At 65.4% G+C, this 19499-nt stretch carries 20 protein-coding genes; 8 read left to right on the top strand and 12 right to left on the bottom strand.

Annotated elements, in window-relative coordinates; translation table 11 throughout:
* Nucleotides 1–373 precede the first annotated feature (373 nt).
* Nucleotides 374–952 (top strand): YaeQ family protein, encoded by a 579-nt coding sequence (locus AABE10_RS22085; protein WP_342935380.1) that lies wholly within the window; start codon nt 374–376, stop codon nt 950–952.
* A 42-nt stretch (nt 953–994) separates the two neighbouring features.
* On the opposite strand, the gene AABE10_RS22080 is transcribed toward AABE10_RS22085, so the two are convergent.
* Complete coding sequence (locus AABE10_RS22080) at nt 995–1408, bottom strand: VOC family protein (RefSeq protein WP_342935379.1); 414 nt, start codon at nt 1406–1408, stop codon at nt 995–997.
* A gap of 398 nt (nt 1409–1806) precedes the next feature.
* On the opposite strand from AABE10_RS22080, the gene ada reads away from it, so the two are divergent.
* From ada to AABE10_RS22060, 4 genes are all read left to right on the top strand, one after another.
* Nucleotides 1807–2952, top strand: a complete 1146-nt coding sequence (gene ada / locus AABE10_RS22075; protein ID WP_342935378.1) for a bifunctional DNA-binding transcriptional regulator/O6-methylguanine-DNA methyltransferase Ada — start codon at nt 1807–1809, stop codon at nt 2950–2952.
* The gene (locus AABE10_RS22070) at nt 2949–3890 is read left to right on the top strand and encodes a DNA-3-methyladenine glycosylase (protein ID WP_342935377.1); all 942 of its coding nucleotides are present in this window, start codon (nt 2949–2951) and stop codon (nt 3888–3890) included. The genes ada and AABE10_RS22070 overlap by 4 nt, the downstream gene beginning before the upstream one ends.
* A gap of 377 nt (nt 3891–4267) precedes the next feature.
* Complete coding sequence (gene gshA, locus AABE10_RS22065) at nt 4268–5881, top strand: glutamate--cysteine ligase (RefSeq protein WP_342935376.1); 1614 nt, start codon at nt 4268–4270, stop codon at nt 5879–5881.
* A gap of 243 nt (nt 5882–6124) precedes the next feature.
* On the top strand, nt 6125–6601 hold the full coding sequence (locus AABE10_RS22060; RefSeq protein ID WP_342935375.1) for a hypothetical protein: 477 nt from the start codon (nt 6125–6127) through the stop codon (nt 6599–6601).
* Between the two features lie 20 nt (nt 6602–6621).
* On the opposite strand, the gene AABE10_RS22055 is transcribed toward AABE10_RS22060, so the two are convergent.
* Nucleotides 6622–8265: a DHA2 family efflux MFS transporter permease subunit gene (locus AABE10_RS22055; protein ID WP_342935374.1), complete on the bottom strand. Its 1644-nt coding sequence runs from the start codon at nt 8263–8265 to the stop codon at nt 6622–6624.
* Nucleotides 8266–8403: 138 nt separating this feature from the next.
* Nucleotides 8404–8940: a MarR family transcriptional regulator gene (locus AABE10_RS22050; RefSeq protein WP_342935373.1), complete on the bottom strand. Its 537-nt coding sequence runs from the start codon at nt 8938–8940 to the stop codon at nt 8404–8406.
* 275 nt (nt 8941–9215) lie between these two features.
* On the opposite strand from AABE10_RS22050, the gene AABE10_RS22045 reads away from it, so the two are divergent.
* Together AABE10_RS22045 and AABE10_RS22040 are read left to right on the top strand one after the other, a co-directional pair.
* Entirely contained in the window at nt 9216–9590 is a 375-nt protein-coding gene (locus tag AABE10_RS22045; protein ID WP_342935372.1) for a hypothetical protein, read from the top strand.
* Nucleotides 9591–9863: 273 nt separating this feature from the next.
* A complete protein-coding gene (locus AABE10_RS22040) occupies nt 9864–11474 on the top strand; it encodes an efflux transporter outer membrane subunit (RefSeq protein WP_342935371.1) in 1611 nt (536 codons plus the stop codon).
* A gap of 118 nt (nt 11475–11592) precedes the next feature.
* Here AABE10_RS22040 and AABE10_RS22035 read toward each other — a convergent pair whose 3' ends face one another.
* Genes AABE10_RS22035 through gspG form a run of 8 tightly spaced genes read right to left on the bottom strand, consistent with a single transcriptional unit; the run spans nt 11593 to nt 17654 of the window.
* The gene (locus AABE10_RS22035; RefSeq protein WP_342935370.1) at nt 11593–12372 is read right to left on the bottom strand and encodes a type II secretion system protein N; all 780 of its coding nucleotides are present in this window, start codon (nt 12370–12372) and stop codon (nt 11593–11595) included.
* A 22-nt stretch (nt 12373–12394) separates the two neighbouring features.
* Complete coding sequence (locus AABE10_RS22030; RefSeq protein ID WP_342935369.1) at nt 12395–12898, bottom strand: type II secretion system protein M; 504 nt, start codon at nt 12896–12898, stop codon at nt 12395–12397.
* Entirely contained in the window at nt 12895–14292 is a 1398-nt protein-coding gene (gene gspL, locus AABE10_RS22025; RefSeq protein WP_342935368.1) for a type II secretion system protein GspL, read from the bottom strand. The genes AABE10_RS22030 and gspL overlap by 4 nt, the downstream gene beginning before the upstream one ends.
* A 28-nt stretch (nt 14293–14320) precedes the next feature.
* Nucleotides 14321–15436: a type II secretion system minor pseudopilin GspK gene (gene gspK, locus AABE10_RS22020; protein ID WP_342935367.1), complete on the bottom strand. Its 1116-nt coding sequence runs from the start codon at nt 15434–15436 to the stop codon at nt 14321–14323.
* A 1-nt stretch (nt 15437) separates the two neighbouring features.
* Nucleotides 15438–16142, bottom strand: a complete 705-nt coding sequence (locus AABE10_RS22015; RefSeq protein ID WP_342935366.1) for a PulJ/GspJ family protein — start codon at nt 16140–16142, stop codon at nt 15438–15440.
* Nucleotides 16120–16542 (bottom strand): type II secretion system minor pseudopilin GspI, encoded by a 423-nt coding sequence (gspI, locus tag AABE10_RS22010; RefSeq protein ID WP_342935365.1) that lies wholly within the window; start codon nt 16540–16542, stop codon nt 16120–16122. The genes AABE10_RS22015 and gspI overlap by 23 nt, the downstream gene beginning before the upstream one ends.
* Nucleotides 16542–17132 (bottom strand): GspH/FimT family pseudopilin, encoded by a 591-nt coding sequence (locus AABE10_RS22005; RefSeq protein ID WP_428983370.1) that lies wholly within the window; start codon nt 17130–17132, stop codon nt 16542–16544. Before AABE10_RS22005 ends, gspI begins: the two co-directional genes overlap by 1 nt.
* 45 nt (nt 17133–17177) lie before the next feature.
* Nucleotides 17178–17654, bottom strand: coding sequence for a type II secretion system major pseudopilin GspG (gspG, locus tag AABE10_RS22000; protein WP_342935363.1), 477 nt, complete (start codon nt 17652–17654; stop codon nt 17178–17180).
* A 166-nt stretch (nt 17655–17820) separates the two neighbouring features.
* Here gspG and AABE10_RS21995 point away from each other — a divergent pair, with 166 nt between their 5' ends.
* Nucleotides 17821–18231, top strand: coding sequence for a type II secretion system protein N (locus tag AABE10_RS21995; protein WP_342935362.1), 411 nt, complete (start codon nt 17821–17823; stop codon nt 18229–18231).
* 47 nt (nt 18232–18278) lie between these two features.
* Here the strand turns inward: AABE10_RS21995 and gspF are convergent, their stop codons facing one another.
* Nucleotides 18279–19496, bottom strand: coding sequence for a type II secretion system inner membrane protein GspF (gene gspF / locus AABE10_RS21990; protein WP_342935361.1), 1218 nt, complete (start codon nt 19494–19496; stop codon nt 18279–18281).
* Between the last annotated feature and the right edge of the window lie 3 nt (nt 19497–19499).

Raw genomic sequence — 19499 nt, 5'->3', positions numbered from 1 at the left:
CATTCGACGCTACGCCGCCTGGGTTCTTCGCTGCAAGGCATCGCGACGCCCACCTGGCGCGCCTCATCAGGCTGTCATGCTGCCCCGGCATATTCGGTATCATCACGCTCCCACCTTGCGCTAGCACGCATTGCCCGCGCGACGGCCCAAAGGCACGCCGGTCCGGCACACATGTTGCTGCTTTCGATGTGAAGCGAAAGCAGCGCGGTTGACGCGACAAGGGCTAGCAGCCCTGCCCAGCGGCAACGGCAGTGTGTTCAACGGCGAGACGCGCGACCGAGGCGTGACCGCTGCAAGGCAGGGAACGATCATGGCAAGGTACGCAGACTCTCTATTCACTATCCGGTCCGCTTTCGCTGGACCAGGTTGCAGCATGGCTCTGAAATCGACAATTTATAAAGCTGAACTCCAGATCGCCGACATGGACCGGCACTATTACGCCGATCATTCGCTGACGATCGCGCTACACCCGTCCGAAACCAACGAGCGGATGATGGTTCGCGTGGCCGCGTTCGCGCTGTTCGCACAGGAACGCCTCGAATTCTGCAAGGGCCTGTCTGATATCGACGAACCCGATCTGTGGGCCAAAGACCTGACGGGCGCGATCGACACCTGGATCGAAGTCGGTCAGCCGGACGAGCGCCGGATCGCCAAGGCGAGCAGCCGCGCAAACGAAGTGATCGTGATCGCCTACGGCGGCAAGACCTCCGACATCTGGTGGCAGGGCGTGCGCAACAAGGTCGAACGTCTGCGGAACGTGACCGTGTGGTCGCTGGGCGAAGACGTCGCGCCCCAGCTTGCGGCACTGGCCGAACGGACGATGCGCCTGCAATGCACGGTGCAGGACCACGCCGCATGGCTCGGCAGCGAAACCGCCGATGCCGTGCCGATCGACTGGACGGTTCTCAAGGCCGCCGCTGACGCGCGACCCGCCACGCACGGTGGACGCTGAGCCAATCAGCGGCTCTGTGTACCTAAAAATTGCATCGTTGGCTCATGCTGTTATGTCCGGCGGCCCTTTGAGTTCAACCATGTTGCCCTCGGGATCGAATAGATACAGCGACGGGCCGTAACCATCCGCGCCGTAGCGCGTCGCCTGTTCACCGATCCGGACGCCTTGCCCGGTCAGCCAGGCCTTCAGCGCATCTGCGTCGAACGGTTCCACGCGCAAGCAGACGTGATCCATGTTCCTTCCCGCGCCCGGCACGCCGCTTTCCGGCCGATCGATCGTCCCGCCGACCTGCAACAGGTCGATCAGCGAGCGTCCCGCCCGAAGCTGGATCAAGCCGAGATCGCGCTGTTCCTTCTCGAGCGCGCAGCCCAGCACCTCGCGGTAGAAGCGCGTCATCTCGTCCAGATTGGCAGCGCGGATGACGACGTGGTCAATATCGAGAATCTGGAATTTCATCGCCCGGCGCCCCGTTCCTGAGTTCGTACTGAAGAATCCAGTTTAGAAGGAAACGTGTGGAAGAGCTGAGGCTGGAGCGCTTCTTCGGCCCAACAAGGAGAGGAGCGAAAAAAAACGTTGGACGAAAAAAAGCCCGCTCGATTGGAGCGGGCTGAATCCATATCAGGAGGAGACATGGAGGAGACAGGAATCACTATACACGCCGGCTTGATGCGACGCAATAAATTTTTAAGGGAAAACCCCAACTTTTTTACGGCCTGCTTTGTCCCGAAATTTGGGAATTCGACCGCCGACCGCCGCGGACGACGCGAGCCAAATGACAGAGCAAGAACCGGAGCGTAGTGTGTGAGCTTGCTCGCTAAAGTGGTAAGCATCGAAACCGTCCCTCGGGGCAAACGATGAACACAGCCTTCTCCAAAGCCGCTCCCGCCGCGTTCGCCACTGACGACGCTCGCTGGGCGGCCGTTCTGAACCGCGACGTATCCGCCGACGGCGCCTTCTTCTACGGCGTCCGGACGACGGGCGTATTCTGCCGTCCGTCGTGCGCGTCGCGGCTGCCGCAGCGGGGCAATGTCGATTTTTTCGGCTCGCCCGACGAAGCGCGCGCCGCTGGCTATCGCGAGTGCAAGCGCTGTCAGCCGGGCGGCTTGCCGCGTGAACTCGACATCGTCAATCGCGCGTGTGCCGCGCTCGACGCCGATCCGCAGCAGCGCATCACGCTCGCGCAGCTGAGCGAGGCCGTGCACGTCAGCCCGTTTCACTTGCAACGGCTCTTCAAGCGCGTGGTCGGCGTGTCGCCGCGCCAGTATCAGGCGGCGCAACGCGGCGCCGCGTTGCGCGACGCGTTGCAGAGCGGCGCGGACGTCACGCGCGCGACCGTCGACGCGGGTTTCGGCTCGCCATCGCGCATGTACGACACGGCGGCCGCCGAGCTCGGCATGGCGCCTTCCGAGTACCGGCGCAAGGGTGCCGGGCTGCGCGTCCACTACGCCAGCGCGCGGACTTCGCTCGGCCTCGTGCTGGTCGCGACGACCGACAAGGGCATCTGCAAGATTGCCTTTGGCGACGATGAATTGCCGCTCGTCGAAGGCCTGCGTAAGGAGTTCGCGAGCGCCGAACTGATCGCGGATCCAGCGCGGCTCGCGCCGTTCATCGAGCAGATCGATGCGTATTTGCGCGGCAAGCGACAGCGCTTCGAACTCCCGCTCGACATCGCCGCGACCGCCTTCCAGCAGCGCGTGTGGGAAGCGTTGCGACGCATCCCGTACGGCGAGACGCGCAGCTACTCGCAGATCGCGGAAGCGGTCGGCTCGCCGCGCGCAGTGCGTGCCGTCGCGAGCGCCTGCGCGTCGAATCCCGTCGCGCTCGCGATACCATGCCATCGCGTCGTGCAGAAAGGCGGCGCGCTGGCGGGCTATCGCTGGGGCGTCGCTCGCAAGGCGATGCTGCTCGACGCGGAAGCGCACCGCGAAGCGAAGGCCGACGTCGAAACGAAAGCCGACGAAGTCACCCAACCCATCGCCGACATGGATCACGCCGCTTGAGCACCACGCCGACCGCAACGCTTGAACTGCCGTTCAAGGCGCCGTACGACTGGCCGCGCGTTCTGCGCTTTTTCGCGGGCCGCGCGACGCCTGGCGTCGAAGCCGTCGAAGACGGTGTATGGCGTCGCGCGATCGACTGGAACGGCGACAGCGGGACGCTTGCCGTGCGCAAGCATCCGACGCGGCGCTGCATCGTCGCCACGGTCGACGGCGTTGCGAGCCGTCACGCGGACGCGCTCGCCGCGCCCATCGCGCGCATGTTCGACCTGCATGCCGATCCGAAAGCGATCGGCGCAAGCCTGGCCGCCGATCCCTGGCTTGCGCCGCTCGTCGATGCGGTGCCGGGTCTACGCGTACCCGGCGCGTGGTCCGCGTTCGAGCTGGTCGTGCGGGCGATCGTCGGCCAGCAGGTCAGCGTAAAAGCCGCGACGACGATCATCGGACGAATCGTTCAGCGCGCCGGCGAACGCATCGAAGATCACCCGCACGAAACGACCGCATGGCGCTTTCCGACACCCGCCGCGCTCGCCGCCGTCGATCTTTCGCAGATCGGCATGCCAGGCAAGCGCATCGAGGCGCTGCAGGGCTTTGCGCGCGCCGTCGCGTCGGGCGACGTGCCAGTCGACAGCGTCGCCAGTGTCGATAAGGTCGGCAATGCATCGGTCGATGTCGCGCAACTGCGCGCATCGCTGCTCGCGCTGCCGGGCATCGGTCCGTGGACGGTCGAGTACGTCGCGATGCGTGCATGGCGTGACGCCGACGCGTGGCCCGCGTGGGATCTCGTGCTGATGCAGGCCATCGCCGCGCGCGACCCGGCGCTCGTCCGCCCGAACCAGCAACGCGCGCGCACCGACGCATGGCGGCCGTGGCGCTCGTATGCGGCGATGCATCTGTGGAATGAGGTTGCCGATCGCGCGGGCGCGGCACGCGGCGGCTAGCGGCCTCCCGCACGCTTGTGCAGATAGCGTTCATCGACTTCACGCCTCTGCTCGGCGTAGAGTAAAGGACGCGGACCGGACATCGCAGAGAAGTGCATTCACGAGTGGCTTGCGAGCGCGGTCATGTGCCGCACGTGAGCGGCGTCATATGTCGCGCGTGAGCGCCGCCACGAGTCGCGCGTGAGCGCCGCCATGAGTCGCGCGTGAGCGCCGCCATGAGTCGCGCGTGAGCGCGACAGGCCGCTCGAAATGGCCGGCAAGCAGCCGTTCTGACGAGATGTTAAAGTGCCCGCTACCGAAAATTCCGCCGAACGTTGTCGACCGCGCCGAGCAGCATCGTGCGGCGCATGGCGGCCGACGATGTTCGACCCGCATCAATGCCAAACACGACACTCTCCCGCACGACCGACGCGCTGTTGCACCGCCTGTCCGTGCTGACATCCGGCCCGCAGCGCGACGCGCTGACGACCGGTTTGCGCGGCATCGAAAAGGAAAGCCTGCGCGTGACGGTGGACGGCCATCTTGCGATGACGCCGCATCCACGCACGCTCGGCTCGGCACTCACGCACCCTTCGCTGACCACCGACTATTCGGAAGCGCTGCTCGAGCTCATCACGCCAGCCGAGCACGATGCTTCGACCACGCTCGAACGTCTCGATACGCTGCATCGCTTCGTCTATTCGGCGATCGGCGACGAACTGCTGTGGAACAACTCGATGCCGGGCCTGCTGCCCGAGGACGACGAGATTCCCATCGCGGACTACGGCACGTCGAACATCGGCAGGTTGAAGTACGTGTACCGCGTCGGCCTCGCGCTGCGCTACGGACGCACGATGCAGTGCATCGCGGGTGTCCACTACAACTATTCGTTGAACGAAGAAGTGTGGCGGCTTCTTCGCGCCGACCAGCAATCGACTGCAAACGCCGTCGACTTCCAGTCCGAGCGCTATCTCGCGCTGATCCGAAATTTCCGGCGCACGAGCTGGCTCTTGATGTATCTGTTTGGCGCGTCGCCGGCGCTCGATGCGCGCTTTCTGCGCGGCCGTCCGCACACGCTCGAAACATTCGACGCCGACACGCTCTATCGTCCGTATGCGACGAGCCTGCGCATGAGCGACCTCGGCTATTCGAACACGACCGCGCAAGCCGCGCTGCACGCCGACTACGACACGTTACAGGGCTACCTCGACGCGCTCGCGAAAGCCGTCAGCCAGCCGTATCCGCCGTACGAGGCAATCGGCACGCAGCGCAACGGCGAATGGGTGCAGATCAACACCAACGTGCTGCAGATCGAAAACGAGTTCTACTCGACGATCCGCCCGAAGCGCGTCACGTATTCGGGTGAGCGTCCGCTGCATGCGCTCGCCGCGCGCGGCGTGCAGTACGTCGAAGTGCGCTGCATGGATATTGACCCGTTCGAGCCGACGGGCATCTCGCTCGAGACGGCGCGTTTTCTCGACGCCTATCTGCTCGTCTGCGCGCTCGACGACAGCGCGCCGCTGCCGCCGCCGGCCTACACGGAAGCGAATCAGAACTTCGGCCGCGTGACGATGGAAGGGCGCAAGCCCGGTCTCGAACTGATCCGCGATGGGCAACGCGTCAAGATGCTCGACTGGGCCAATGAACTGCTCGCGAAGATCGATCACGCCGCCGCCGCGCTCGATCAGATTCGCGGCGACGACAGCCACGCGCGCTCGGTCGCCGTGCAACGCGCGAAGCTCGCGGACGCGTCGCTGACGCCATCGGCCCGCGTGCTGCAAATCATGCGCGACAAACAGCAAAGCTTTCTCGCATTCGGCCTCGCTCAAAGCGTCGCGCATGCGGAGCATTTCCGGGCCCGTCCGCTGGACCCGGCACAAGTGCAGGAATTTTCCGCGCTGGCAGTCGAATCGCTAACCCAACAGCAGAAGCTGGAGCGCGAAGAAATCGGTTCGTTCGACGCGTTCGTCGCGGCGTATCGCGCTTATACGCTGAACCGCTTCAGCGTGTAGCGCGAAAGACGTCGAACGTCCGAGTCCGAGCCGCGCAGCAAAAAGGGCAGCCCCGTGCTGCCTTTTTTACGACTGCATCAAATCCCGTCTGGGCCGGAAATTGCTGGGTCGATGTTGCGCTGCCTCAATGCCGACCGGCTCGCATGCGGCATGCTCGCTGATGAAACATGCCGCTACGACCGCGGTCCAACTTTGATAACGCAGCGCTTTAGCGCGCCCATACAAATGGGAGGAAGTCCGGTTATGAAAAGCAATCTGATGGTCGTGCTCTGCGTGCTGGCCGCTGGTTGTTCGACGCAAGGGCAGGTCAATCCCGATGTGATGCAGATCGCGACCGCGCCGCTAACCTGCACGAGCAAGGCGCAGTGCGACGGCTGGTGGCAGCGCGCGCACTCGTGGGTCACGACGCATTCCCGCTATCAGGTCGCGACCGCAACGGATTCGCTGATCCAGACGACTGGCCCCGAAGGTGGCAAGCGCGCGCTCGCGTTCGAGATCACGAAGACGCCGAACAACGACGGCACGTCGACGATCGGTTTCGCCGCGCATTGCGACAGTTCGCTCGGATGCAAGCCGAATCCTTGGGAAGCCGGCGCCGATTTCAAGCAGTTCGTACGGGGAAGCTCGCCGAATCTGGCGTCGCCGTCGACGTCCGGTCAATCGGCCGGAACGAACGGGCAATCGACATCGTCGCCAACAGGGGAGCCTGTCTCCCAGTAAGAACATTCTCAACGGCGGTGTCAATGTCCCATTGACGCCGCCGCGCCTTTTTGGGGCTTTGTAATCCACACCAGACACGCAAGCACGATGAAACAGGCAAACGAAATGCGGAAGAAATCGTTGGTCGCCATCATGTAGCCCTGCTGCGTGACGATCTCGTTCAGTTGCGCCGTCACAGCCTGTCCCTTAAGACCCAACGAACTCAGCAGGTCGCTATAGGAAGTCGTATTCGCCGAATAGGCGCTCACCGATTCCGACAGCACCGCATGGTGATAGATCGCGTCGTTTTCCCAATACGTCGTGCTGATCGCCGTACCGATTGCGCCCGACAAGGTCCGCAGAAAATTCGACAAACCTGAAGCGCTCGCCAGACGCTCGTCGGTGATGCTGGACAGCGTGATCGTCGTCATCGGCACAAAGAAGCACGCAACGCCGATGCCCTGCACGAGGCGCGGCAGGATCACCTGATTGAACGGAGCATCGAGCGTGAACGTCGAGTTCCACAGCGACACGAACGCGAACACGACGAACGCGAAGCTCGCAATGACGCGCAGATTCAGCCGATGCATGTTGCGCCCGATCATCGGCGACAACACGAGCGCAAGCAGACCGACGGGCGCCGTCGCGAGTCCGGCGAGCCCCGCCGTGTACCCCATCACCGTCTGTAGCCAGAGCGGAAAGATCACCACCGAGCCGAAAAACGCCATGAAGCCGAACGAGATGATCAGCGCGCCGAGTGCGAAATTGCGGTCCTTGAAGAGCGTCAGGTCGATGACCGGCTCTTTCTCGGTCATCTCCCACACGAGCATGAAGGCCAGCGACGTCACCGCGATGATCGCGAGCGCCACGATGAACGTCGAGTTGAACCAGTCGCGATCCTTGCCGAGGTCGAGCATCATCTGCAAACACGCGACGCCCATCACGAGCAGGCCGAGGCCGATGCCGTCGATGCGCTGTTTCGTCGTCGGCGTTTCGCGCCCGCGCAGCAGCAGGTACGCGCACGCCGCCGAAAACAGACCGATCGGCAGATTGATGTAGAAGATCCACGGCCATGTGTAGTTGTCGGTGATCCAGCCGCCCATCACAGGGCCGAAGATCGGCGCGACGATCACCGTCATCGCCCACAAGCCGAGTGCGAGACCGCGCTTTTCGAGCGGGTACGAACGCATGAGAATCGTCTGCGACAGCGGCACCATTGGCCCAGATACGAGCCCTTGGATCAGACGGAATGCGATCAGCGATTCAAAGTTCTGAGCGAAACCACAGGCGGCGGACGCCAGCGTAAATAGCAGCACCGACAGCGTGAACAGCCGCACTTCGCCGACGCGCCGCGCGAGCCAGCCCGTCAGCGGCACGGCGATCGCCGAGGCCACCGAATACGACGAAATGACCCACGTGCCTTCGCTGGTCGCGACACCGAGGCTGCCGGAAATCGTCGGCACGGCGACGTTGGCGATCGACGTGTCGAGCACTTCCATGAACGTGCCCAATGCGAGGCCCACGGTGAGCAGCGCCAGCGTCCCGCCCGCAAGCGGGGCGGGAGCTAGCGCGGCGAGGTTGCCAGGCACGGACGCGCCGGGTGGCGCGGCATCGGACGCGGGCGCGTCGGATGATGCCGGCCGTTCAGCCGTTGTGTCGTCGGAAGCGGAAGCCGATGCGCTCATTCGCTATTCTCCCTGTCTCGGCAGAAGAACTTGCCGCGGCATGGAAATACGGTCCGCATGCGGCCGCACTTTCATGTCCCGACACTCTCTGCCCAGACAGCTATATTTTCAAAACGAAGCCGCGCTTGGCGCGGCCGCTCACACGTCGTCGCTCGACGCGGACGATCCGTGTTCTTCTTGCTCATGTTCGCCGCCGGCGCAACATCCGCCAGCGCCGCTTCCGCCATCGACGCCGTTGGCAATGAACCGGCTCAACAGGTCGATCAACGCCGCCAGATCCGTTTCGGAGAAACCGCGCAGTTGCTCATTGAGCACGGCTGCGCCGATTCCCGGCAATTGCGACGCGGCGTCAAGGCCTTGCGACGTGAGTTCCAGCTTCACGATGCGCCGGTCCTTGTCGCTGCGCGAGCGCGCGATCAGCCCTTTCTTTTCGAGGCGATCGAGCATCCGCGTCATCGACCCGCTGTCGTACGACATGGCCCGTGACAGCTCGAACGGCGTCGTCGCGCGGCCGCACGAAAGCAGCAGAATCACGCCGATCTGCTGCGTCGTCAGCCCGAGGTGCGCGACCGCCCGATCGGTGCGGTCGACCAGCACATTCCGCGCTTTGGTCAAGTAATAACCGAGGCTCGACTCGAGGTGAATCGACTCCGGCTGATACGGGCCGTCTGTCATGAGAATTCCGATGAAAATCGTCGGGCGAATAAGCACCGCGTGGACTTCGGGGACTCTATCTGCCCACGCAGCGAAGCCAAACACGTTCGCGGCCGACGAGAAATGCCATCCCAAAAAACAACACAAGACCATGCTGCGGAGCACAGTATCTTGAAAATTAATTGCATGGTCAATATTATTACAGGCAACGAGTTACGCGATCCGCGTCATCGGAGACCATGTTCTGACCGCACTTGCGTGCGCCTTCCTTTGCCGGCGCACAGAGGATTCCCGCGATGCTGTACCTGAAAAACACCCTCGGCGGCTGGAGCCGCTCATTGACCGAGTCCGCGCTACAAACACTTCAAGGGGCCAACGGCTGGTGGAAAGTGGCCCTGTATGCGGTGATCTTCGTCCTGCCGGGTGGGTCTCTTGGGGTATTGCTCTTCGCGTGGATCGAACGCAGGCGCTCGCGCAAGGCCAGAACGCAAGCTGCGCAGGCCGTCAGATCCGTCGCGCTGCTGGCCGCTCCGCTCAAAGCCCGTTCTGCGGGAAACCGTCAGACGATCGCGCCCGCAGCAACAATCTGCCAGGCGCGTCCCGATGCGCCGCCGTGCCGCGCCGCCGCAGGCAAACAGGCGCGGCAGACGACGGCCGATCCGCGCGTCTAAAGAATCTGCTGTTCCTCCGCCAGGGCCGCCGCAACAGGCGGCCTTCGATTCGTCGCCACGCCCCGGCGCACCGTCCCGTAACGGCGCGTAACCGTCGGCTCACCGTCGGTAACACACGTTAAGCGCGTGCCGCATTACTCTTCTGTTTTCGTCGCAGGCGCCGCGTAAGCTACCATTCGAGCCATCGCGCAGACGTGCCGGTTGTCGCGCGGGCGGCCGCTCGGCGACAGCGTCGGCGCGTTGCGCCATCCGAATCGACAGGAATTCATTTGCATGCAGTTTGATCGAACTTCGCGCGCCCGCGCCGCAGTCGGGAACGTCGCGCGGCCACGCGTGCTGAGCGTGGCCGTCGCCGCCGCCGCGCTGACGGTCGCGCTTGCCGGCTGCGCCGTCGGTCCCGACTACAAACGGCCGTCCGTCGACGTTCCGGCTTCGTACAAGGAAGCCGCCGACGGCTGGAAAGTCGCGCAGCCCGCCGACCAGCAAGACCGTGGCACCTGGTGGAGCATCTACAACGATCCGCAGCTGAACGCGCTCGAAGACAAGCTCGACGCGTCGAACCAGAGCATCGCGCAATTCGCCGCCGCATACAGGCAGGCGCGCGCGCTCGTCGGCGAAGCACGCGCCGCGTATTTCCCCGTGATCAGCGCGTCGGGCGACGCGACGCGTTCGCGCTCGCCGAGCCGCAACTTTAGCGGCTCCGTGACGGGCGGGGGCGGTGGTACGACTTCATCGCTGAGCAGTTCGGGCACGATCAGCAACAGCTACAACCTGTCGCTCGACGCGACCTGGGAACCGGACCTGTGGGGCAAGGTCAGCCGCACAGTCGCCGCACAAAAGGCCGGCCAGCAAAGCGCGGCCGCCGATCTGGCGAATGCGCGCCTGTCCGCGCAGGCCACGCTCGCGCAAACCTACTTCAACATCCGTTCGCTCGACGCGCAGCAAAAGCTGCTCGACGACACGGTCGCGGCTTACCAACGCTCGCTCACGCTCACGCAGAACCGCTATGCGCAAGGCGTCGCCGCGCGCTCGGACGTAATTCAGGCGCAAACGCAGCTGCAATCGGCGCAAGCGGCGGCCATCGACAACGGCGTCGCGCGCGCGCAGAACGAGCATGCGATCGCCGTGCTGGTCGGCGAACCGGCTTCGACCTTTGCGCTGCCGCCCGCGCCCCTCGATGCCGTGCCGCCCGCCGTGCCCGCGCAGTTGCCGTCCGCGCTGCTCGAACGGCGGCCGGATATCGCGTCGGCCGAACGCAAGGCCGCGGCGGCGAACGAGCAGATCGGCGTCGCAATTTCCGCGTTCTTCCCGACGCTGACGCTATCCGCGAGCGGCGGCTTCGAAAGCTCGGTGTTCTCGCAACTGCTGATGGCGCCGTCGCGCTTCTGGACGCTCGGCCCGCAACTGGCGGCGACGATTTTCGACGCAGGCCTGCGCAGCGCCCAAACGCAAGCGGCGCGCGCCGCGTATGACCAGGACGTCGCCACGTATCGGCTGACGGTGCTGACGGCCTTCCAGGACGTCGAGGACAACCTCGCGTCGCTGCGTATCCTCGAGCGGGAAATCACGGTTCAGCAGGCAGCCGTGCAGTCCGCGCAACAGGCGCTCGACATCGTCACGAACCAGTACAAGTCTGGCACCGTCGACTATCTGAACGTGCTAAGCGCGCAAACCACCGCGTTCACGGCCGAGCAGAAGCTCGCGAGTATCGGGGGCCAGCGGATGGTGTCGTCGGTGGGTCTCGTCAAGGCGCTGGGCGGCGGCTGGGATGCATCGCAGATGGACCGCGAGACGGGCGGCGTCGCTGCACCCGCGCCGGCATCGACGCCGGCAGCACCCGCTGCGCCCGCCACGCCTGTTGCCAAAGCGGCCGCAGCCGGTTGAACGTCAACCGACGCCTCACTCACGCACGACCCAAATGCAACGCAAACGGCCGCCATGCGCAAACATGGCGGCCGTTGTGTTTGTGATCGTCCGTGACCCGCTATGACCCTTGCGAAGGTCAGTGGTTGAAAGTCAGCGCAACCTGTCCGGGCCCCGTCGGGCGCCCGAGCACATTCAGCAATCCGGCGAGATTGTCGGCGGCATCGGGCGTCGCGCTCGCCTGGCCGTTGAACGACGTCGACGCTTCGCTCAACGTGCCATGGCCCGTGAGCAGCAGCGGTCCCTTCGACGTCGTCAGGTCGAGCGTACCCGCCGCGCCTTGTGCCTGAAACACCACGCGATACGACCCGAGCGGCTTCACCCGCGAGACGCGCGAACTCATGTCGTTGAGCGTGATGATCAGCTGGCCGTACGCCTGCCGGTTGAAGCTGCGCCAGTCGGTCCACGTGAGACGCACGTCGCCTTGCAGATCGAGCGTGTTGAACGGCGCGCCGAGGCCCGCTAGCAGCGAGGCCGGCACGGCGATCGTGCCGCCCGAAAGCGTCGCGCTGCGCAGCGTCGCGTCGACAGTGACAGGATCGGGCATCGCTTCGCTTTGCCGCATCTGCATGCGCACGCGGCCGGTGAAGAGTGGCCAGAACGACGTATGCCATTCGATGCGCCCCGGCAGCAGCGTCGCCGCTTCCGCGCCGGGCCCGGCTGCGAGCATCAGCGAAGCCGAGCCATGCCACAACGACCCCGACGGATCGATGAGATTCACATGCCCTTGCGTGGCCTTCGAGAACTGCGGCGTGATCCACGCGGCAGGCGCCATCACCACCAGCACAACCAGATTCGCGATAAACGCGACGACGATCCAGGGCAGCGCGACGCGCAATCGCCGCATCCAGACGTTCATGCGTGGTCCCGTGGCAGCGCCGTCATTTGATGGTCGCGGGTTGCAGCGACGCCGTCAGGTCCACCTGGCCGTCCGCCTTCAACCCCGTCACGTGCGCTTCGGACACCTGCACCTTGAACTGCCGGCGCGCGTCGTCAAGCCATTGCGTCCATGCCGGAAACGACGCGTTCTTCAACTGGATCTGCACCGCGTTGCCGAGCACCTGCACCTGCGTCGGCGCGAGACCGTGATCGTTCAGCGAGGCCGTCAGCGCATCCTTGAGCGCGCCGCCCGTCGGCGCAGCGCCTTGGGCCGACGCCGACAGCGTGCGCGCCTCGTTCGCCTGCGCCATCATCTGCGAGAGCTGGCGCTGCAGGCCCGGAATCGATTCGCGCAGCCGCGCGCGGCCTTCCTGCGCGGGCGCCCACAGCACCGACCACACGATCACGACGGCCAGCACCGCGCTGCCCCAGGTCAGCAGCGCCTTCTCGCGCGCCGTGCGTCCTTCCCAGAAACCGGCCCACGCGTTCAAGAGTTCAGCTTTCATTGTCCGTTCCTGATGGTCCACTTGCCGGTGTTGCTGTCGATCGCGCCGTTCAGGCCATTGCGCATCAGACGCTGCGGGAAGTCGGCATCGACTTTCACTTCGGGCTTGAACGTCACTTCGAGCCGCCGGTCGTGATACTCGAGCGCGGCAAGCCCGTTGACAGGCACGGGCCCGAGCGAGCGCGCGAGGCCGTCCGCGAGCGAGAGGAAATCATCCGGCGACAGCTCGCCCGCCGCCACCCGCAACTGCTGCAACTGGCGCGCCATCTGGTCCGGCGCGTCGAGCACGACCGTCGTCTTCGGAAATGTGTTGAGCAGCAGTTCCGCCATCTGCGCGTTGATCGCGTCGCGCTGGCGCGAGAGCATCAGCCACTGCACATTCGCGCCGATGATCGCGACGAGCACGGTCCCTGCCAGCAGCCACAGCGGCAGGCGCAGACGGCGCAGCGTCGCGCGATCGAGCCGCCACGGCTGCACCGCAAACTCGAACTGGCAGAGATCGAAACGGCATTGGATCGCGTTGCGCGCGAGCATCTCGAACGACAAGGGCAGCGCGCCCGTGATGGGCGAGCCGCGTCCGGGCTGCGAGGTCGACGACAGGCGCGGCTCGCTGCCGGGCAGGTCGACGAGCGTGTAGAGCGTGACGGGCGCGTTGCCGGCGAGCGCCGCGACCGTCGCGTTGACGGCCGGTTCGGGCACGGCGAGCCCTTCGCCGAGTGCGCCGCGCGTGAGCGCAAGTTCGACGCGCGGCGGCGCCGCATCGACGATGGCTTCCTCGCCGAGCACCACGGCCGTCGACGACACCACGTTGCCCAGCACCGCCGCGACGACGGGCGTCATGTCCTCTGACACAGCTTCCTCACGCGTAGGCGGCGAATCAGCGCCGTCGGCGCCCGCCGCGACGGCTCGTTCCGCATGCGCTTCCGGCGCGGGCGCAGCGGCCGTCGCCGCGGCAGGCTGTGGCAGACAGCGCGCGACGGGCACAGCCTTCACATTGCGATGGCCCGCCGCCATAAAGCCTTCGACGATAAAGCGGAACCAGCCGCGATCGACGATCGCGAGCACGTGGCGATTGCCGTCGAGCGCCTGCGGGTCGATTGCGATATGCGTGGTCTGCGGGTCCTGGATCAATTGGTCCTCGACGACGTTGGGCAACGCCTGACGCAGGCGCGGGCCCTTCAGCGGCGGGACCGTGGCGGCGAGCATCAGGCAGTCGCGCGCGCTGATCATCAGCACGGTCGACGACGCGCGCGGCAGCAGCCCCGGCGCCGTGCGGCCAGCGCGCTGGATGCGGCCCGACTTGTCCAGCAGCAGGAACGGCAGGTCGGGCAGTTGCCATTCCTGCGACGGCACCGCCGGATCACGCGGCGGCAAAAGAACGATCAGCGTGCTCAAAGGCCACTCTCTCGGAAAATTGCAATGTTCATAGCTGGTCTCGTCCCCATACGATACGCGTCGTGTGCGTAAGCGCGTCGCGGTAGATGAGGGTAGTGCGGTCGACCTCGGCCCGCTCGTGCTCGACGCGGCCGTGGACGAGGAAGTAGCTGGTATTCACGTCCATCTGGTTCGGATCGAACACCAGTTGCTGCGCGCCCGAGCCCCGCAGCGCAAGCTGCACATCGCCGACGTTGCGAAAGAATACGGTCTCGCGCCGCGCGACCAGAGCCTGCGCGGTCGACAGATTCATTCCCGGCACGATGGCCGCGATCACTTCTGCGGGCGCCGTATTCATGTTGACGGCCGTGGCCGTCGGCAGCACGGTCACGAACGGGCGCAGCCGCGCGATCATGTCGGGCGTGAATCCCGGCACGTCGAGCAGCGAGTCGACGCCCGTCATCTGGATCGGCGCGACGGGCGCGTTCTCGTCGGTATCTTCGAGGCCGGGCTGATCGGTGTAGTTGCCGCCGCCGACCGCGCCGCCCTGAAGCGCCGTCTGCGGGCTCTGTTGCGAGGCGCCCGTCAGCGGATTGGTCGGCGTCTGGAACCGCGTCGCCGACATCCGCAGCCCGGCGCGCAACTGGAGCGCCGTGGTCTTCGCGAGCTGGCCGTTGATGCCGAGCAGTTGCAGCAGCCGCTGGAACGCCTGGACCTGCTGGATGTTCAGCGTGAGCGCGCCGGGCACCGCCGTCGACACGAGATTGCGCAGATTGAATTTGGCCTGCGCGTCCTCGATCGAGCCGGAGACGTACGTAGCCGCGCCTTCCTGCGCGCGCACCTCGCCGATCTGCCCGAGGAAGTCGGACAGGCGCGTGCGCGCAATCGGCACGCCCCACACGCCGCCGAGGTATGTGATGCCCGCCGACGTATCGCCTTCGGAGCGCAGAATGAGGCGCGTCCAGTCGAGCGCGCCACGCGACACCCATTGCGCCTGCGCGAGCAGCCGCTGGTTTTCGATTCGCCGGATCTGCACCTGCTGCCGCCACAGCATGCCGGCGACGAGAATCGCCGACAGCGCGACAACCAGCAGCGCGCTGATGATAGCCGCGCCCCGCTGGCCGCTGCGTTGACGAGAGGGCAAGACGACACGGCGAGCACGCATATCACTCCCCTACAAGAAAAACCCGGACGACAGGCCGCGCCAGCGAACTGGCCCCGACACTCACCTCGAGTCCCGTCACGGAGCGGGGCAACGGCGCATTGCCCAACTGCGGAACCTTGAGATTATTGTCGTTCTCGGTGATCGCCGACTGCACGTCTTTCATCTGCATCGTCCAGCCGACTTTCGGCACATACAGCCTGGCCGTAATCGCGCCGACGCCGCCCATCAGCGGCACGGAACTCCAGTTTTCATTCTCGCCGCCGCCCAGCGCGCGACGCACCTCGCCGATATTCGACAGCGGCGGCGACGCATAGCGGACGATGCGTCCGCTGGTGATCCGGTAGCGCACGACCACGAGCCGCGGCGCCGTGCCCGGCGTGTGCATGTAGCGCACGATCTGCAGCGCATTGCCGTTCACGGCGACGGCCGGCTCGCCGGCTTCGTCGTCCGATGCGGCGTTGCGCGCATCGATGCGCATCTGGTCGAACAACTGCGCGAACACGCGCTCGTCTTCCATCGCGTTGGTGATCGTCTGCCGTCCGCGGATGATCTGGTCGAGTCCGCGCCACGACAGCACCGCGATCACCGCGAGAATCGCAATCGCGACGAGCAGTTCGATCAGCGTGAAGCCGCCGACCGTCTTGGCAAGCAGCGGCGAACGGCGCACACGCGCGACGCCGGATTTAGAGCGAACGGTTCGTTTCATTCCCGATCACCGTGACCAGCTGTGCGAGATTGCCGGGATGTCCGGGCGTCGTCACCGAAAGCTCGACGCGCCTGAATATCGGGTTCGGCGTCGCGCTCACGCGTTCCGTGCAGATCAGTTGCAGGTTGCCCTGCGAGCAGTCGAAGCTCTGCGTGCCGACATCGGGCCACGTATGCGCCAGATGCAACTGCGCGAGCGCGTTGTCCGCGCTCCAGCCGGCCAGCAGACGCCGGTGCAGGTCCGCTTCGCCCGTCGCGAGACTGCCGACTGCGCGCAGCGATGCCGCCAGCGCCACCGCGATGATCGCCAGCGCGACCAGCACTTCGATCATCGTGAAGCCTTCCACCAAGGCGTTATTCACAGCGCCGCGCGAACGGCGCACACGAAGCGCGCGCATCATCAGCGCACCTCGTAACGGCCGTTGCCGGTGCCGACGATCGTCGCGCGGCCGACGGGGGAAAACAGCGTGACCTGCACGGGCGTATCGATGCTCTCGGTGCCGAATACGATGCGCTCCGAATGGGTGTCGGAACCCGGATAGTCGATCGCCACGCCCGTCACGCCGCCTTCCCATTGGCGCGGCCCGAGCAAATCGTCGTCGCGCAGCGGACGCCAGCCGTCGTTCGTGTGGATGTCGAAACGAAAACCGCCTTCGACGGGCAGCCACGCAATCGGCCGCGCGCGCACCTGCGCCTCGTCACCCGCCGATTCAAACAGCAGCGCCAGACGCTGCGCCTCTTCGTTCAGATCGGTGCGCGGATTGCGGGTCATCGTCAGCGCCGCGAGCGATACGAGCAGCCCCGCGATCACCAGCACGACGAGCATTTCGAGCAGCGTAAACCCGCGCTGCCGCCCGTGCGAAATGGCGCGCGACGCATGGCCGCGAGCGATGGCGCCCAATGCATGCGCGCGCGTGCCGTCGGCGCATTCAGCGCGCGTGCTAGCCGCACGTGATGACGATGCGTGAAGCGTGCAGTCGGACGGTCGCATGGTGCCGGTAACGATCAACGTCAATATCAGGGAAACAAACGACACCTACTGCCACGAGCCGACATCGGCATCATTGCCTTCGCCGCCTGGCTTGCCATCCGCGCCGTAGCTGAACACATCGACCTCGCCGTGCACGCCCGGATTCAGGTACTGGTACGTATTGCCCCACGGATCGTTCGGCAGGCGCTCGAGATAGCCGCCGTCCTTCCAGTTGTTCGGGATCGGGTCGGTGGTCGGCTTTTCGATCAGCGCGCGCAGGCCCTGCTCCTGCGTCGGATAGCGGCCGTTGTCGAGCCGGTACAGCTTGAGCGACTGCATGATGGTGCCGATGTCCTGCTTCGCGGCCACGCGACGCGCTTCGTCCGGACGGCTCATGATCTTCGGCACGATCAGCGCGGCCAGAATGCCGAGGATCGCAATCACGACCATGATCTCGATCAGCGTGAACCCGCGTTGACGACGCGCACGCGGGTTCGCATGCATGTTCGCGATCTCGTTGTGGCGACTGGTCCACATTTGCATAGCTTGCTACCTCTTTGGAAAAATTATCGGTCGACCGGATGTCATGCATGTCATGCGATACATCGAGAATGCAGTACCTTGCACGTCCGGCCGGTCATTTTAATGTCACGCTGCTGAACGCCTTCGACACGCCGCAACATTCGCGAGAGTCCGTACAATGACACGCATGAACGCACTCCAGATCCGCCTCATATCGCTCGCGCTGTTCGCGGTGTTCTGCGCGACGCTCACCTACTGGGTCGTCACGCTCACGTCGCATGCGCCGCCCGTGCCCGCGGCCGCCGTGCGCGCGCCCGTTTCGACGGAGCAGGCGGCGACGCTGTTCGGCGGCCAGCTCACGCGCACCGCGAATCAGGACATTCACCTGTCCGGCATTCTCGCGCTGGGCGAGGGCGCCGCGGCGATCATCAGCACGGGCGGCGAGCCGCCGCATGCCGTCTCGCTCGGCAGCACGATCATGCAGGGCGCGAAGCTCGCCGAAGTGCGCGCGCGCTCGATCGTCATCGATCGCAACGGCGCGCGCACCGAAGTGTTCCTGCCTGCGAACGCGCCCGGTCCGACGATTTACGTGCGCTGAATTCGTTCTCTGCGGCGCTGGTGCGATGCAGAGAATGACACCCGCCGTCACTGCACCAGGTTGTTCAGCTCGATGATCGGCAGCATCACGGCCAGCACGATCACCAGCACCACGCCACCCATCGCCAGAATCAGCAACGGCTCAAGCAGACTCGTCAGGAACATCGTGCGCCGTTCGAGTTCGCGTGCTTCGCCTTCGGCGGCGCGGTCGAGCATCGTCGTGACGTCGCCCGTCGCTTCGCCCGAGCGGATCAGGTGCACGAGCACGGGCGGAAACGTCTTCGTGTTGCCGAGCGCGCGCGACAGCGACGTGCCTTCGCGCACGCGCACGATCGCATCGTCGATGTTGCCGCGCATCGCGCGGTTGCTGAGCGTTTCGCTTGCGGCCTGCAACGCGCGCAGGATCGGCACGCCCGCCGCCGTCAGGATGCCGAGCGTGCTCGCGAAGCGCACTGTGTTATAGCCGCGCACGAGCTTGCCGAAGAGCGGGGCTGTCAGCGTCCAGCGGTCGAACGCGAGGCGCGGCGCCGGCTGCGCGAGTATCGAGCGCACCACATAGACGACGACCACGACTGCGATCAGCACGGCCCACCACCAGTTCCGCACGAAGCTCGAGAGCGCCATCATCATGATCGTGAGGAACGGCAGCTGCTGCTTCGTGCTCGCGAACACGTTGACGACCTGCGGCACCACGTAGCTCAGCAGAAACGTGACGATACCGAACGCGATGATCGTGACGATGGTCGGATACGTGAACGCGAGGATGATCTTCTGCTTGAGCGCGTTGCGCTGCTCGATGTAATCGGCGAGGCGCGACAACACGAGACCCAGCTTGCCCGTATGTTCACCGGCCGCGACGAGCGCGCGATAGATCTCGGGAAAATCCTTCGGATGCTGCGACAGCGCATTGGCGAGCGAATGGCCGCCGAGCACTTCGGCGCGAATCGCCGCCATCAGCTCGCGGATGTAGTCGCGCTCCGACTGCTCGGTCAGCACGGCGAGCGCTTCGTCGAGCGGCAGGCCCGCGATCAGCAGGCTCGCGAGTTGCCGCGTGAGAATCGCCTGTTCGCGCTGCGAGAGCTTGCGCCCAAGCGACAGCCGCTGGCTGCGCTCGCCGCGCGTGCGCGTCGCGGCCGGCTCGACGACGAGCGGCGTGAGCCCTTGCGTGCGCAACTGCGTGCGCGCGCCGCGTGCGCTGTCGGCGTCGAGCACGCCTTTTTGCGCCTTGCCTGCGGCGTCGATTGCTTCGAAGCGAAATGCGGGCATGGG

It is taken from the genome of Paraburkholderia diazotrophica (assembly GCF_038900755.1).
GTDB lineage: Bacteria > Pseudomonadota > Gammaproteobacteria > Burkholderiales > Burkholderiaceae > Paraburkholderia > Paraburkholderia diazotrophica_A.
This window is presented reverse-complemented; position numbering and strand designations above follow the sequence as displayed.

What these genes read in the sequence shown, in the direction of transcription:
- AABE10_RS22045 (WP_342935372.1), top strand. Translation starts at nt 9,216, where the DNA reads ATGCTGTACCTGAAAAACACCCTCGGCGGCTGGAGCCGCTCATTGACC.
- ada (WP_342935378.1), top strand. Translation starts at nt 1,807, where the DNA reads ATGAACACAGCCTTCTCCAAAGCCGCTCCCGCCGCGTTCGCCACTGAC.
- AABE10_RS22060 (WP_342935375.1), top strand. Translation starts at nt 6,125, where the DNA reads ATGAAAAGCAATCTGATGGTCGTGCTCTGCGTGCTGGCCGCTGGTTGT.
- AABE10_RS22035 (WP_342935370.1), bottom strand. Translation starts at nt 12,372, where the DNA reads ATGAACGTCTGGATGCGGCGATTGCGCGTCGCGCTGCCCTGGATCGTC.
- AABE10_RS22055 (WP_342935374.1), bottom strand. Translation starts at nt 8,265, where the DNA reads ATGAGCGCATCGGCTTCCGCTTCCGACGACACAACGGCTGAACGGCCG.
- AABE10_RS22005 (WP_428983370.1), bottom strand. Translation starts at nt 17,132, where the DNA reads ATGCGACCGTCCGACTGCACGCTTCACGCATCGTCATCACGTGCGGCT.
- AABE10_RS22085 (WP_342935380.1), top strand. Translation starts at nt 374, where the DNA reads ATGGCTCTGAAATCGACAATTTATAAAGCTGAACTCCAGATCGCCGAC.
- gspG (WP_342935363.1), bottom strand. Translation starts at nt 17,654, where the DNA reads ATGCAAATGTGGACCAGTCGCCACAACGAGATCGCGAACATGCATGCG.
- AABE10_RS21995 (WP_342935362.1), top strand. Translation starts at nt 17,821, where the DNA reads ATGAACGCACTCCAGATCCGCCTCATATCGCTCGCGCTGTTCGCGGTG.
- AABE10_RS22040 (WP_342935371.1), top strand. Translation starts at nt 9,864, where the DNA reads ATGCAGTTTGATCGAACTTCGCGCGCCCGCGCCGCAGTCGGGAACGTC.
- gspK (WP_342935367.1), bottom strand. Translation starts at nt 15,436, where the DNA reads ATGCGTGCTCGCCGTGTCGTCTTGCCCTCTCGTCAACGCAGCGGCCAG.
- AABE10_RS22050 (WP_342935373.1), bottom strand. Translation starts at nt 8,940, where the DNA reads ATGACAGACGGCCCGTATCAGCCGGAGTCGATTCACCTCGAGTCGAGC.
- AABE10_RS22030 (WP_342935369.1), bottom strand. Translation starts at nt 12,898, where the DNA reads ATGAAAGCTGAACTCTTGAACGCGTGGGCCGGTTTCTGGGAAGGACGC.
- gspI (WP_342935365.1), bottom strand. Translation starts at nt 16,542, where the DNA reads ATGATGCGCGCGCTTCGTGTGCGCCGTTCGCGCGGCGCTGTGAATAAC.
- gshA (WP_342935376.1), top strand. Translation starts at nt 4,268, where the DNA reads ATGCCAAACACGACACTCTCCCGCACGACCGACGCGCTGTTGCACCGC.
- AABE10_RS22015 (WP_342935366.1), bottom strand. Translation starts at nt 16,142, where the DNA reads ATGAAACGAACCGTTCGCTCTAAATCCGGCGTCGCGCGTGTGCGCCGT.
- gspF (WP_342935361.1), bottom strand. Translation starts at nt 19,496, where the DNA reads ATGCCCGCATTTCGCTTCGAAGCAATCGACGCCGCAGGCAAGGCGCAA.
- AABE10_RS22080 (WP_342935379.1), bottom strand. Translation starts at nt 1,408, where the DNA reads ATGAAATTCCAGATTCTCGATATTGACCACGTCGTCATCCGCGCTGCC.